The 12,946-nt window shown below is 37.3% G+C and carries 18 protein-coding genes; all 18 read left to right on the forward strand.

Annotated features, from left to right (window positions below):
• The first annotated feature begins 40 nt into the window (after positions 1-40).
• The 18 genes from BMW36_RS14515 to BMW36_RS14600 all read left to right on the forward strand — a co-directional run bounded on the left by BMW36_RS14515 (position 41) and on the right by BMW36_RS14600 (position 12,823).
• Complete coding sequence (locus tag BMW36_RS14515; protein WP_089742371.1) at positions 41-613, forward strand: sulfurtransferase TusA family protein; 573 nt, start codon at positions 41-43, stop codon at positions 611-613.
• Positions 614-631: 18 nt separating this feature from the next.
• Positions 632-1,030, forward strand: a complete 399-nt coding sequence (locus tag BMW36_RS14520) for a DsrE/DsrF/DrsH-like family protein (RefSeq protein WP_089742373.1) — start codon at positions 632-634, stop codon at positions 1,028-1,030.
• A 31-nt stretch (positions 1,031-1,061) separates the two neighbouring features.
• The gene (locus BMW36_RS14525; RefSeq protein ID WP_089742375.1) at positions 1,062-2,195 is read left to right on the forward strand and encodes an MBL fold metallo-hydrolase; all 1,134 of its coding nucleotides are present in this window, start codon (positions 1,062-1,064) and stop codon (positions 2,193-2,195) included.
• Between the two features lie 13 nt (positions 2,196-2,208).
• The gene (locus tag BMW36_RS14530) at positions 2,209-2,592 is read left to right on the forward strand and encodes a DUF302 domain-containing protein (RefSeq protein ID WP_089742377.1); all 384 of its coding nucleotides are present in this window, start codon (positions 2,209-2,211) and stop codon (positions 2,590-2,592) included.
• Between the two features lie 122 nt (positions 2,593-2,714).
• The gene (locus tag BMW36_RS20425) at positions 2,715-3,374 is read left to right on the forward strand and encodes a hypothetical protein (protein WP_175480479.1); all 660 of its coding nucleotides are present in this window, start codon (positions 2,715-2,717) and stop codon (positions 3,372-3,374) included.
• Positions 3,371-4,114: a cytochrome c biogenesis CcdA family protein gene (locus BMW36_RS14540; RefSeq protein ID WP_089742379.1), complete on the forward strand. Its 744-nt coding sequence runs from the start codon at positions 3,371-3,373 to the stop codon at positions 4,112-4,114. The genes BMW36_RS20425 and BMW36_RS14540 overlap by 4 nt, the downstream gene beginning before the upstream one ends.
• A 17-nt stretch (positions 4,115-4,131) precedes the next feature.
• Positions 4,132-4,722: a peroxiredoxin family protein gene (locus BMW36_RS14545; protein WP_089742381.1), complete on the forward strand. Its 591-nt coding sequence runs from the start codon at positions 4,132-4,134 to the stop codon at positions 4,720-4,722.
• Positions 4,723-4,741: 19 nt separating this feature from the next.
• Positions 4,742-5,422 (forward strand): response regulator transcription factor, encoded by a 681-nt coding sequence (locus tag BMW36_RS14550; protein WP_089742383.1) that lies wholly within the window; start codon positions 4,742-4,744, stop codon positions 5,420-5,422.
• On the forward strand, positions 5,412-6,491 hold the full coding sequence (locus tag BMW36_RS14555; protein WP_089742385.1) for a sensor histidine kinase: 1,080 nt from the start codon (positions 5,412-5,414) through the stop codon (positions 6,489-6,491). The genes BMW36_RS14550 and BMW36_RS14555 overlap by 11 nt, the downstream gene beginning before the upstream one ends.
• A gap of 492 nt (positions 6,492-6,983) precedes the next feature.
• Positions 6,984-7,403: a hypothetical protein gene (locus tag BMW36_RS14560; protein WP_089742387.1), complete on the forward strand. Its 420-nt coding sequence runs from the start codon at positions 6,984-6,986 to the stop codon at positions 7,401-7,403.
• A 25-nt stretch (positions 7,404-7,428) separates the two neighbouring features.
• Positions 7,429-7,734 carry a hypothetical protein gene (locus BMW36_RS14565; RefSeq protein WP_139180326.1) on the forward strand — a complete coding sequence of 102 codons (306 nt, stop codon included), beginning with the start codon at positions 7,429-7,431 and terminating at the stop codon, positions 7,732-7,734.
• Between the two features lie 72 nt (positions 7,735-7,806).
• Complete coding sequence (locus BMW36_RS14570) at positions 7,807-8,085, forward strand: GNAT family N-acetyltransferase (protein ID WP_139180327.1); 279 nt, start codon at positions 7,807-7,809, stop codon at positions 8,083-8,085.
• Between the two features lie 159 nt (positions 8,086-8,244).
• On the forward strand, positions 8,245-8,982 hold the full coding sequence (locus tag BMW36_RS14575) for a ferredoxin reductase domain-containing protein (RefSeq protein WP_089742392.1): 738 nt from the start codon (positions 8,245-8,247) through the stop codon (positions 8,980-8,982).
• A gap of 176 nt (positions 8,983-9,158) precedes the next feature.
• Positions 9,159-9,392, forward strand: a complete 234-nt coding sequence (locus tag BMW36_RS14580; protein ID WP_089742394.1) for a hypothetical protein — start codon at positions 9,159-9,161, stop codon at positions 9,390-9,392.
• A 37-nt stretch (positions 9,393-9,429) separates the two neighbouring features.
• Entirely contained in the window at positions 9,430-9,906 is a 477-nt protein-coding gene (locus tag BMW36_RS14585; protein WP_089742396.1) for an ASCH domain-containing protein, read from the forward strand.
• Positions 9,907-10,062: 156 nt separating this feature from the next.
• On the forward strand, positions 10,063-11,553 hold the full coding sequence (locus BMW36_RS14590; protein ID WP_089742398.1) for a serine hydrolase domain-containing protein: 1,491 nt from the start codon (positions 10,063-10,065) through the stop codon (positions 11,551-11,553).
• 5 nt (positions 11,554-11,558) lie between these two features.
• A complete protein-coding gene (locus BMW36_RS14595) occupies positions 11,559-12,533 on the forward strand; it encodes an alpha/beta fold hydrolase (RefSeq protein ID WP_089742414.1) in 975 nt (324 codons plus the stop codon).
• A 47-nt stretch (positions 12,534-12,580) separates the two neighbouring features.
• Positions 12,581-12,823, forward strand: coding sequence for a hypothetical protein (locus BMW36_RS14600; protein WP_089742400.1), 243 nt, complete (start codon positions 12,581-12,583; stop codon positions 12,821-12,823).
• The last annotated feature ends 123 nt before the right edge of the window (positions 12,824-12,946 follow it).

The following is a 12,946-nucleotide window of genomic DNA, read 5'->3' on the forward strand; positions in this document are numbered from 1 at the left end:
AGAGTAAGTCGAACTGGAAAGAAAACAGGAGGTACAATTTATGAGCATTACTGCAAATGAAGTGTTAGATGCTAAAGGATTGGCTTGTCCGATGCCAATTGTTAAGACAAAAAAGGCTATTACCAATTTAGAAGCAGGTCAGGTTATTGAGGTACAGGCAACAGATAAAGGGTCAACAGCGGATATGAAAGCATGGGCAGAGAGTACTGGGAACCAGTATCTTGGCACAATAGAAGATGGAGATGTATTGAAACACTATTTGCGAAAAGCAAGTGACATAGAAGAAAAAGCTGAAACAAAATACGAAGACGTGCTCAATCTGGATGAACTGAGAAACAAAGTCGATGGGGAAGAATCTATTTCAGTACTTGATGTTCGTGAGTCAGCAGAATATGCATTTGGACATATACCAGGAGCAGTGAACATACCTTTGGGCGAACTGGAAGAACGCTTTGAAGAACTTAATAAAGATGAGGAGATACACGTGATTTGCAGAACAGGCAGCAGAAGTGATTTAGCTGCACAAAAGCTTTCAGAAAAAGGTTTTAAGCATGTGAAAAACGTAGTACCAGGCATGTCAAGCTGGGAAGGGCAAACAGAAGGCAATCAATAATATTAGGAGGAATAGGAAATGGTAAATACAAAAGTAGCAATTATTGCAGCGAATGGTGGTCTGTTTGACGCATATAAGGTGTTCAACATTGCGAGTGCTGCAGCCGCATCAGATGCAGAGGTCGGAATATTTTTTACATTTGAAGGATTGAATTTAATCCACAAGGAAGCACATAAAAACCTGCCGCTTCCAGAAGGAAAAGAACATTTTCAGGAAGGATTCACAAAAGCAAACGTACCATCGATTGAAGAACTAGTAGAGATAGCTCAGGAAATGGATGTTAAATTAATTGCTTGCCAAATGACAATGGATGTGATGAGCCTGGAAAAAGATGCTTTTGTAGAAGGAATTGAAGTTGGTGGAGCAGCAACATTTATTGAATATGCGAAAGATGCTGATATCTCCCTTACATTTTAATGACCATCAAAATATCTAAAGGAGGCAAAGGATGACAACATCGATCACTACAAAGGATTTAGCGAAAAGAGTCGTGAATCATGAAAAAACACTGATTTTGGATGTCAGAAATACGGATGAATTTGATAACTGGAAAATCGAAGGTGGAAATGTAGAAGTTATTAATGAACCATACTTTAATTTACTTGATGGTATTGAACCTGTTTCTGGAAAGCTAGGTAAAGATCAGGAAGTGATTGTCGTTTGTGCGAAAGGCGGTTCCTCACAAATGGTTGCCGAATTATTGGAAGAGGAGGGTGGATTTACGAATGTCCTGAATCTGGAAGGTGGCATGAAGGCATGGAGTGAACATTTAGAGCCAGTGAAAATTGGCGATCTAAAAGACGGCGGAAGTCTGTATCAGTTTGTTCGCTTGGGTAAAGGTTGCTTATCCTACCTGGTGGAATCCGATGGAGAAGCAGCAATTATTGACACAAACCGGATGATTGATATTTACGAATCTTTCGCCAAAGAAAAAGGGATACAGATTAAACATTTGATAGATACGCACCTGCATGCTGACCACATTTCCGGTGGACGTGATTTAGCGGGAAAAGTGGGAGGAACCTATCACTTGCCACCAAAAGATGCAGCAGAAGTGACCTTTGATTATGCAGCATTAGAAGAAGGAAATGACATAGTGGTGGGAAACACAAAGGTGAAAGTACAGCCAATTTATTCCCCGGGACATACCATCGGAAGTACATCCTTAATTATTGATGATCAATACCTTTTAACTGGGGACATTTTATTTGTTAAATCCATTGGCCGTCCGGATTTAGCTGGTAAAGCGGAAGATTGGGTCAGTGACCTCCGTGACAGTCTTTATAAAAGATACAAAGAATTATCCGAAGATTTAATTGTCCTGCCAGCACACTACTCATTTGCAGAAGAACTTGGTAAAGGTGGAAGTGTGTCAGCGCGACTTGGTGACCTTTATCAGCAAAACGAAGGGCTGCAAGTAGAAGATGAAGAAGTCTTTAGAAAAATGGTGACAGAAAATCTCCCGCCACAACCAAATGCTTATCAAGAGATTAGGGAAACAAATATGGGGAAAATAACACCTGAGGATGATAAACAAAAAGAAATGGAAACCGGACCAAATCGTTGTGCGGTTCATGGATGAGAGGAGAATGAATATGTTTCATTATACAGTGGAGACAGAAAAATCAATGGAAGATGCAGTAAAGGCATTGGAAGAAAGCTTAATGAAAGAACAATTTGGAGTATTATGGCAGTTTGATATTAAGGCTAAATTGCAGGAAAAAGGATTAGATTTTAATCAGCCATATTTAGTGCTTGAAGTTTGTAATCCAAAAGAAGCACAGCAGGTTCTTTCCCAAAACCAATTGGCAGGATACTTTTTGCCTTGTAAAATAGTTGTCTATCAAGATGGAAGCAATGTCAAGATTGGCTTGCCAAAACCAACTGCTTTAATCGAATTGGTTCAGGACGAGTCACTGAAAGAATTTGCAGCAGATATTGAAAAAAGGTTAATTTCCTGTATTGATCGAAGCATATAAAAATCGATAGAAATGTATGATGAAACGGTAGAGGTAGATCGATTACCTTTATCGTTTTTTTACTTATTTTCATAAAACTTTCACATTACTTTATTATCCTAAAAGAGAAGGGGGTAGAATAGATGCCGTCAGCCTGGTTAATTGGATCTTTCGTTATTAAAAGCGAAATAGTCATTCTGATTGGGAGTTTAATTATAGGTCTACTTTTCTTTTGGCTTATTTCTCCCGATTGTAAGCAAAACACAAAAAAACGGATGGATGAATTGGGCAATTTATTGATTGTATTTGTTTTTTCGTTATGGATTGGTAAGATTCTCTTGAATTTATCCGCGTTTATCCAGGACCCATTGTCTATATTAGCTTATCCAAGCGACTCCAACGCATTTTATATTGCTGTCGTTTTGTCCATCATTTATGGAAAAATTAAGATAGCCAGAAGCTATAACGACATGGTCGATTTCCTGTACGCGTGGATCATTGTATTTTTTACAGCATCGATTACATACGTTTTTATTCAAATGATAATTGGAACAGCGGGATTTTCCTGGCAGTACTTGGGACTGCACGTTCTATTAATCATCATGTATACACTGCTGCAAGACAAATATTCTAAAGAAAAGCTTGTTTTCTCAGGGATAGTGTTATGGAGTTTGGGGCAATTGATTTTGTCAGATTTTTCTCATACTTATATTTTTCAATTTTTAATCAGCTTCTTGTTCTATGCTCTGATTTTTATTGGTACTATTATTTTCATTATGATCAGAAAGAAGGTGAAACAATGAGTGCGGCTGCTGATATAACAATATGGTTAGCTTTAGGTGCTGGAATTCTATCTTTTCTTTCACCTTGTACATTGCCGATTTTCCCAGCTTATTTATCCTATATAACTGGTATGACTGTGAAAGAAATCCAGGGCTCCCAGAAAATTAAGGTCCGCAGTAAATTACTGATTCATGCCGGTCTCTTTTTAATTGGTGTATCTATGGTTTTTTTAGGATTAGGAGTAGGTGTTTCTATTCTAGGAGAATGGGTTCAGGATCTGTTATCAGGAAAATCGGGAATCTTTTTACAACGCATTGCCGGTATTTTTGTTATCATCATGGGTTTGTTTGTTGCTGGCTGGATTCAGTGGAAAGGTTTAATGAAAGAGAAGAGGTTTCATTTTAACAAAAAACCTGTAGGATATTTAGGAACTATTTTTGTTGGAATGGGATTCGCAGCAGGTTGGACACCGTGTATTGGTCCTATATTTGCATCCATTCTTATTATTGCAGGGACTAACCCAGCGCAAGGGGCTGTTTATACCTTCATGTATGTGATTGGTTTTGCTATCCCATTTTTACTATTGACTTTCTTTATTGGTTCAACGAGATGGCTCGTTCGCTACAGCCAAAAAATTATGAAATTTGGCGGTGGAATCATGGTTGTTATGGGGGTACTTCTGTTTACAGGACAATTGGCGAAAATATCTAATTTATTGTTAAAACTAGTACAGGGCAGCTGGTTTGCTAATTTAGGTTGATAGGGGGATTTCTTATTATGAAAAAAATAATCATTACTGTTGTATTGTTAGCTATGTTTGGCTATGCTGTATTTGATCTGGTGAAAAGTGGGGACAGGAATCAATCCACATTAAACAATGAGGAAACAATAGAGGATCAGGAGAGCGATACGGTCACTGATCAGAGTAATTCTCCTGAAGTTACGGTAGGATTAGAAGTAGGAAACTTAGCACCGGATTTTGAACTGCAGACATTGAGTGGAGAAACCGCAAAACTATCAGACTATAGAGGTCAAAAGGTTATGCTGAATTTCTGGGCAACATGGTGTCCACCGTGCCGGGCTGAGATGCCGGATATGGAAAAGTTTCATCAGGAGAAGGATGTGGTTATCCTGGCTGTTAATTTGACTGAAACAGAGGCCTCCATGCAAGATGTTCATGATTTTACAGAGGAGTTTCGTTTAACTTTTCCTATTTTATTGGATGAAAAAATTGAAGTAGCAACAACCTATCAAATACGGCCGATTCCAACTTCCTATATGATTGATTCAAATGGTGTTATTCAATATCAGGCCTTTGGTGCATTAAATTATGAAATGATGGTAGCAGAATTTGAAAAGATGCAATAATTGAAAATTAGGTGATGTAATGAAGCAAACCATACTCATCGTGGAAGATGATAAAATGATCCGGGAACTTATTTCCATATATTTAACAAGAGCAGGTTATGAAGTGAAAGAGGCGGAGAATGGCGAAGCGGCTAAAGGTGCTTTCCTGACCTATCATCCTTGTTTAATTATTCTTGATTTAATGCTGCCTGTATTAAGCGGAGAGGAATTCTGCAAATGGGTAAGGGAACAAGAGAGGAATGAAGTTTCTATAATTATGTTGTCCGCTAAGGTACGGACAGAAGACAAAATAAAGGGCTTGAAACTAGGAGCTGACGGCTATTTAACTAAACCATTTGATGCAGAGGAACTCGTTGCTCATGTGGAGGCTGTCCTAAGGAGGACGGGGCAATTTTGTCAGAAGATATCTTATAATGGACTCTGTATCAAACCAAGGAAAGGTGAAGTGCTTCTTTACGATAAACAAATTCACTTAACGAAATATGAGTTCAATCTATTATACTTTCTTATGGAGAATCCAGATATCGTATTATCAAGAGAACAGTTAATTGAGCAGCTTTATCCGCATGCTGATCGTACGATATTAGACCGGACCATTGACGCACATATTAAAAAACTTAGAGAAAAGATTGAAGATCATCCTGCTTCGCCCACACGTATTCAGACTGTAAGAGGAATGGGGTACAAATTTGTTCAGTAAAAATAGTGACTGGCTGCCGAAAAAGTTGATTTTTAGATTAACCATAGTAAATACAACCATTGTTACCGGGTTTATCTTAGTGTCTGGTTTGGCAATCTATCAAACGGCCTGTTATTTAGTGAATGATATAGCCGCAGAAGGTCTGCAACAGGATCAGTTCAGAGCAACATTGTTTGACTATTTATTGCTTTTCAGTTTAATAGCTGTTGTGATCGGAAGCATCCTTCATTTTTATTTAACTAGAAAACTGATCAGGCCGTTGAGAGACTTAACTCAATCAACAGAAAAAATTAAAGAGGGACTTTATCCGGAACCAATTCCAATTCACAGAAAAGATGAACTGGGAGAATTCATAGCTATTTTTAATCAATTAGTGGAACAGTTAAAAATAAATGAACAACAGCGACAGAGGATGGTATCTGATTTATCTCATGAATTCCGAACGCCTTTATCTAATCTTAATGGTTATCTTGGTGCATTGAAGAGCGGTGTGATCGAAGGCGACCCGAAACTTTATCAATCGTTGTTAAATGAATCAAAGCGAGTGACTAAACTGGTTGAACAAATGGAACAGTTAAAACAATGGGATGTTGAATCAAAACATGCTGTATTTGAAAAAGAATACATAAATATAGCCGTTTTAGTGGAGCAATCTGTAGAAATGTTTCGCTGGTTATTAAATGAGAAAGATATTGGATTAGAAATCCAAACAGATAATCAGGAAGTGGAAGTCAATATCAATGGGATTTCACAGGTGATTAGTAACCTGATGGATAATGCCATAAGATATTATAAAGGGAAGAATCCAATTATTATTCAAGGGGAAAGTGTTGATAATGAATACAAAGTATCTATCAGTGGAGAGGGTCAGTATATTCCTCAGCAAGAACAGGAGAAAGTATTTAACAGATTACATCGCATCGATCATTCCAGAAGTCGTCAGTTAGGAGGAAATGGACTGGGATTAGCCATTTCCAGGGAAATTATTGAAAGACATAACGGCAAAATAGGGCTCACATCCAATGGTCATTACCATACATTTTGGTTTACTGTTCCTTTGAAAGAATAGAGAGAAAGGTATAATGACAGGGTAAAGAGTCTAAGACATAACTATTTTACCTACACTAAAACCTGAACAATCATAGAGATGTTCGGGTTGTTTGTTCATGTAATAGACTGGTTCTATTATCACTCCATTAAAATACTTCGCTTAGTATGTGCGTTCCTTTAATCAATAACATATTATATTGTTCGTGTTTTTGCTCGGACTTATTAGTTTGTCTCAACCTCTTATTTTAACCTTCAGTTATTGGTTCCCTATCTTCACTTAAGATGTTAAGTTGATAAGATTCTACTGTCATAGCTGTTGATACATGAGTATCAATTATTGGCAGTAGAACCAAAAGACGATTTGGTATTGTTGCAAAATAAACTTCATCCATTTCCATTGGTTTTTAAAGATGAATCAATGGAAAAATTAGGACTCCAATATTGGATAATTATGTTAAGATAAAGAAAGCGTTTAAAATTTAGTACCTATATTTCAAAGGTGGGGAGATTGATGATTAGAAGAAAGTTGATCACCACATTGTTAGCAACGCCTTTATCATTATTAATTATTTTTGGAGTTTTCTTTGGAGAATGGAAACAGCCTGTTGAGTTGGTGATAATGACGGTAACGTTTGGTCTGTGGGTTTCACCTTTTATCCTATTGTACGGGGTTCCGGTTACTTTTTTATCCGACTTCGCAACCAAACGATTAAGAGGTGGAAAGCGGACAATAACAGCGTTCTTCATTCATCTTTGTTTTGGTATATTGTTTGGATTTATCTTTCCAATGGGGATCGACTTTTCTTTAATTGGCATAAAACTTAACCTGGCTAGCATTTCTGCTATGATAACAGCATTGTTTTTCTGGGGAATAGACGAGTTACTTAGAAGAAAAAAGGTTAAATCGAAAGTGATTGAGAAACTAACATAATCTACAATCTATGGAGCGAGAATGGTTGAATAATACATATAGTATGGGCATATTCTTAGGGGAATACAGGGATAGATTGGATGAGGTGGTGCTAAGGATGAACATAGAAATAAAACCTGCAAAAGATCTTGGGGAAATTTCAAAAAAGAAAATAAGTGAGATATTTGTCGATGCTTTCGGAAAGGATCTGATTTTCTTTTCGAAGGATAAAACAAAATTGGTCAGAGCTTTTCAGCATATGTTTAATTTCGATGTTTTCTATTGTGCTTTAATAGATGGGGAAATAGCTGGCATCACTGCTTGTACTGATGGTAAGGTTCACTCTGTTTAAAAAAGCACCTGGGGTTTTACAAAGGGACTCTTGCTAATATTTTTTTAACACGTGAAATTCCACAAGCCCCCTATGGAGACTGGAGACAAATTTGCCTCTATTGAGTTTGTTGCAACATCTTCTGCGTTTAGAGGAAAGGGTGTGGCAACAGCTATCATGTCGTATTTGCTTACCCTCCATGAATATGATTATTATATCTTAGAAGTCGCCGATACTAATACAAATGCAGTGAAACTATATGAAAAACTCGGGTTTATGGAATTTAAGCGGGTAAAACAAAAATTCAGCAAGAAGGCGGGAATTAATTATCGTGTTTATATGAAATATGAAAAAGAAGCTGACAGGTTATAAATCAGGAGAAGATAGGATATATAAAGGATAATTCCTCGAAATGGATTAAAAAATTCTGGTGAAAGGCATGAAAACATGAAATCATTCACTTGAGAATCATTATCAATTATTGTATATTAAATAATAGCGATATAAATAATTGATTAAGGAGAAAATAATATGCAAATATACTGGACGAAAATAAATAAAATTATAGAAGAAACGCCCGAGGTAAAGACATATATGCTTGATTGTCCGGAAGGCTTTACATGGGAAGAAGGCTCCCATACTCACTTTGCATTGGCAGGGTTCAATGCCGGTGAAAAACCGAATCGCAGCCTGATCCGCCATATGTCCATCTCCACATTACCGCACGAAAATTCAATTGGTATTACGACACGTATTCGAGAGAAATGCTCTGAGTTTAAAACAATTTTAAGAAATTTGGAAGTCGGAAGTGAAGTGGCCATTTTTAAAACACATTCGAATGTTCCGCTAAAAAGAGAAAACAAGAATGTTTACCTGCTATCTTCAGGTGTTGGCCTTGCAACGTTCAGACCGATTGTACTAGATTATTTCGAAAGTGCTGACAATGTCAATCAGATTCATTCTCTGAACATCGATTCATCAAAAAATTACTTATTCGCGGACATTTTTGAAACTTCTGCTGATAAAAAGTTCACATCACAGTTTGTCGATAACCGGAAAGATTACTATGAACAAGTGAAAAATCTTGCAGCAGACAAGGATGGACTTTTCTATATTGTAGGAAGTGACGAGTTCCTTGTCCAAAACATGGAAATACTGCGTGAGATGGGCATTAAATCAGAACAACTTATGCTTGATAAGCGAAAAGATATGCTTGATGATTTTTTAACATCTGTTTATGAAAAAGAAATGCTGGAAAATACGAAATAATATTTTCAAAAGAGCAACGCTGACTGATAAGGTCTGTGTTGTTCTTTTTTTATGGGCTTGAGTAAATTTTAGGAAAATTAACAGATGATATGAATGGGAGTTAATGGTAATATGAAACAAACGGGGAGAATTGGTTAAGCTTTTATTAAATTTTTACGTAGATAGGGGGGAGAAGGTTGAAAAAATATACTGTATTTATATTAAGTTTTGTTTTATTTTATATTGTATTTCAAATTTTATCAGGTTGGCTTCTAACGGCTTTTTATACTCCAGAGTTATCTTCATTTAGCAGTAATGTGAATCAAGAAGTAGTTGTGTTTGGTCCGTTTTCTATTTTGCCTTTTTTGATAACTGTATTAGCTGCAACTTGTGCTTACCTTTTGTCTCAAAGATTATTTGTAACTGATTAAAGGTAATTGGAATTCGTTCAATAAGGAGGAAACATTAATGGATAATGAAAAATATCCACAAAAAAAAATAGACTTATTCTGGAAAGATTTTTTACTGAAAACAGGTAGAAGTGAATCAACTGAGTATTTAGAAGTCTTCCATTTTGAATTAAATGAAAAATTGGCAAATGAATTATTGCATCTTGTACTGATCGGACAAAAAAAGGCGACTGCAAGCAGTTTGTGGAGTTATCAGCTGGAAGGGGAGCATTTACCTGAGGTTGGAGATTTGAGTATTGTCACAGACTGGGATGGGGTACCGCACTGTGTGATTGAGACAACTGCTGTTACGATTCTTCCTTTCTCGGAGATGACTTATGACATTTGTAAGCGTGAAGGAGAGGATGACACTTTGGAATCATGGCGGGAAGGCCATATTCGTTTCTACAAGGGAGAAGGAAGTCAGCTGGGATATGAGTTTAGCGAGGATATGCCGGTAGTTTTTGAGGATTTTGAGGTAGTCTACCAGATATAATGGGGGAAAGCATACCTGATTGTTAGGTGACAAAATTGTAAGATTATTGAAAGATTCTTCGATATTACCGGGGATTTTCCTTTGGTATGCTGAGAATAGCTATTGCTCTTCGTTGGACAATGGCGCTGAGATAAATATCTAAAGGGAGACACGGTAATGAGACTGTCAGTAAAAATATTTATAATTATTGTTTTGAGTCTGCTGTTTAATGGTTTATTGCCAGAAACAGCTTATGCAGAAAATGAAGAGAAGATTCGAAAAATAGAACAACTGATTGAAGATCAAAGAGAGCTTAGCGAAATTCCTGGCATCTCTGTCGTGATTGTGCAGAACGGAGAGACAATGTATCAAAATGGATTCGGCTATGCTGATGTGGAAACAGAAACGCCTGTTAATTCTCAAACATTATTTGAGTTGGGATCAACGACAAAGGCATTTACAGGTCTGGCTATTTTGCAATTGGAAAAGGAAGGATTGATCAAACGGACGGATGATGTACGAACATACCTTCCGTGGCTGGAACTGAAATATAAGGAAGATCCTCAGAAAATTACGATTGATCAATTACTTCATCATACGAGTGGAATTCCTTCTGCCACAATCGTTCATATTCCTGAAAGTAATGATGAGGGTGCCCTGGAAAAGACAGTAAAAACGCTGATTGACCAGCCGCTAAATCGGAAGCCGGGAAGCACATTTGAATATGCAACCATCAATTACGATGTATTGGGACTTATTATTGAAAAGGTATCAAAGCAATCATATGATAAGTATATTAAAGAGCACATATTGGAACCTGCTGGTATGAGTAATTCCTTTGTTGGTTTGCATCAAGTAAATTCCGCTGAAATGGCAGCAGGTTATAAAATTGGATTTATGAATGAGAAAAAGTACATACCGCCAATTTATCGCGGGAATATACCTGCTGGATATATTATCAGCAATTCAAATGATATAGCAGAATGGATGAGACTTCAGCTTGGTAGCAAGGGAATTAATGAGATAGATACACGGATTTTTGAGGAATCCCATGTTGCTGATCAGTCTGTAGCACCTTTCGATATGGACACATACTATGCTGCTGGATGGTCAGTTATGGAAAAAGACGATCAGCGATATTTATATCACGCGGGACAAAACCCTACATTTTCATCTTATATCATCATGAAGCCAGATATCGAGTTGGGGATTGCAGTATTATCGAATATGAATTCGACTAATACAACGGCGATAGGTCAGGGCGTGATGGACGTATGGGAAGGAAAGGATGTTGATATTGATCATACTGATCAGTACCAGAAGCTTGACCAGATTGTATCCATTATATGCATAATTGTCGGTGCGCTTGGCGCTGTTTTCCTTCTTTTGTCGCTAAGAATTTTACAGAAAATAATTAATAAAGAACGGTGCAGAACATTCAATGGAATGAGGCTGACTCTATTAATCATCCATTCTTTGTTAGCAGCAGCACTCTTCACATTGATGTTTCTATTTCCGAAAATATTAGGGATGACATGGGACTTTATTAAGGTATGGGGCCCCGGCTCGATCTCGGCCTTTTTGTATGTTGCCATCTTCACCACTTTCATATTTTATATCTGGGGACTTATGCTGATTGTCACGATAGGTAAAGGCAGAAGAAGATGATGGAGATGAAAAAGAAAATCAAACTTGGGAAAGTTTTAAGAAATATATTGTTCATAATATTGGGAGCATTTGCAGTCTGGTTTATTTTAAGCAATATAATGACGGCAGTCGAGCAGGGAAAGTACCCTCCGGCAGGGGAATTAGTGGAAGCGGATGGCGAGAACATGCATCTTTTTACAAAAGGAACCGGTGATAACACTATCGTTTTGCTGAGCGGTCTGGGAACGGCAGCCCCAGTGCTGGATTTTGCTCCATTAGTAAATGAACTGGCAAAGAAACATAGGGTAGTTGTTGTTGAGTTGTTTGGATATGGATGGAGCGATGTGACGAAGAAAGAAAGGACAGTTGAAAATATAGTGGAAGAAATAAGGATGGCTTTAAAGGCTTCTGACATTGCAGGTCCATATATATTAATGCCACATTCCATTTCCGGAATATACAGTATGTATTTTGCGAATGTTTATCCAAATGAAGTGGAAGCTGTGATTGGCATTGATCCAATGCTGCCTCAGGCATTGGAGTATTTTAACGAAAGTGCACCAGATATCCCAGGATATATGAGTTATTTAGCACCAACTGAAATGGCGAGGTTAGCAACATATATTACCCCTGATAGCTTTTTACCAATCGCCGATGATGGGACATATTCTGAAGAAAACTTAAAAATAACGAAGGCGATTTCTGCATGGAAAGTTTATAATAAAAATGTGGTTTCAGAAGCCAATCAAATAAAAGATAATATAAACAAAACAGTTGATATGATCTTTCCGTCGGGGATGCCAGTTTTATTTTTAACAACAAAAGAAGAAAAGGCAACGGATGATGGCAAAAACAATGTGACTTTTTTAGAAACACAGTTAACCGATGCTCCTGCGAGTAAAATTGATATCCTGGAAGGGCATCATTACCTTCACTGGACCCGTTACAAGGAGATGAGCCAGGAAGTGAATCGGTTTATAGAAATTATTGATCGTGAGTAATGCGGAGGAGAGACTTGGTTGTTTGTGAGGGAATATGGAGTGATAAGATGAAGCGAAAAACGATAGACAATATTATTAAATTTATCTGGGCAATCCTGTTATTTACCTCATGGGTGATAATTTCGGTTATGGCAGGCATGGAAGGCGAATGGTGGTCACTTTTTCGCATTAACCCAGAGGAATACGGGATGTGGGCAATTGAGTTTTCCTATCTGAACATCGTCATCATTGCTGTTCTTTCTATTATTGGTGGGGGTACAATATTTCGGATTTTTGAAAAGCGAATATGAAATTAAAGAGGAGACTCAGATTTAAAAGAGCCTTTTTTGTGGCGCCTCCGAAACTCATGAGTAAAAATTTTTGGAGAGCGAAGTAGTTCAGGACGCTTCCGAAACTCATGGGTAAAAATTTTA

It is taken from the genome of Gracilibacillus ureilyticus (genome assembly GCF_900111195.1).
GTDB classification, from domain to species: domain Bacteria; phylum Bacillota; class Bacilli; order Bacillales; family Amphibacillaceae; genus Gracilibacillus; species Gracilibacillus ureilyticus.

What these genes read in the sequence shown, in the direction of transcription:
- BMW36_RS14530 (WP_089742377.1), top strand. Translation starts at nt 2,209, where the DNA reads ATGTTTCATTATACAGTGGAGACAGAAAAATCAATGGAAGATGCAGTA.
- BMW36_RS14560 (WP_089742387.1), top strand. Translation starts at nt 6,984, where the DNA reads ATGATTAGAAGAAAGTTGATCACCACATTGTTAGCAACGCCTTTATCA.
- BMW36_RS14575 (WP_089742392.1), top strand. Translation starts at nt 8,245, where the DNA reads ATGCAAATATACTGGACGAAAATAAATAAAATTATAGAAGAAACGCCC.
- BMW36_RS14520 (WP_089742373.1), top strand. Translation starts at nt 632, where the DNA reads ATGGTAAATACAAAAGTAGCAATTATTGCAGCGAATGGTGGTCTGTTT.
- BMW36_RS14545 (WP_089742381.1), top strand. Translation starts at nt 4,132, where the DNA reads ATGAAAAAAATAATCATTACTGTTGTATTGTTAGCTATGTTTGGCTAT.
- BMW36_RS14570 (WP_139180327.1), top strand. Translation starts at nt 7,807, where the DNA reads ATGGAGACTGGAGACAAATTTGCCTCTATTGAGTTTGTTGCAACATCT.
- BMW36_RS14600 (WP_089742400.1), top strand. Translation starts at nt 12,581, where the DNA reads ATGAAGCGAAAAACGATAGACAATATTATTAAATTTATCTGGGCAATC.
- BMW36_RS14515 (WP_089742371.1), top strand. Translation starts at nt 41, where the DNA reads ATGAGCATTACTGCAAATGAAGTGTTAGATGCTAAAGGATTGGCTTGT.
- BMW36_RS20425 (WP_175480479.1), top strand. Translation starts at nt 2,715, where the DNA reads ATGCCGTCAGCCTGGTTAATTGGATCTTTCGTTATTAAAAGCGAAATA.
- BMW36_RS14525 (WP_089742375.1), top strand. Translation starts at nt 1,062, where the DNA reads ATGACAACATCGATCACTACAAAGGATTTAGCGAAAAGAGTCGTGAAT.
- BMW36_RS14595 (WP_089742414.1), top strand. Translation starts at nt 11,559, where the DNA reads ATGAAAAAGAAAATCAAACTTGGGAAAGTTTTAAGAAATATATTGTTC.
- BMW36_RS14550 (WP_089742383.1), top strand. Translation starts at nt 4,742, where the DNA reads ATGAAGCAAACCATACTCATCGTGGAAGATGATAAAATGATCCGGGAA.
- BMW36_RS14590 (WP_089742398.1), top strand. Translation starts at nt 10,063, where the DNA reads ATGAGACTGTCAGTAAAAATATTTATAATTATTGTTTTGAGTCTGCTG.
- BMW36_RS14540 (WP_089742379.1), top strand. Translation starts at nt 3,371, where the DNA reads ATGAGTGCGGCTGCTGATATAACAATATGGTTAGCTTTAGGTGCTGGA.
- BMW36_RS14585 (WP_089742396.1), top strand. Translation starts at nt 9,430, where the DNA reads ATGGATAATGAAAAATATCCACAAAAAAAAATAGACTTATTCTGGAAA.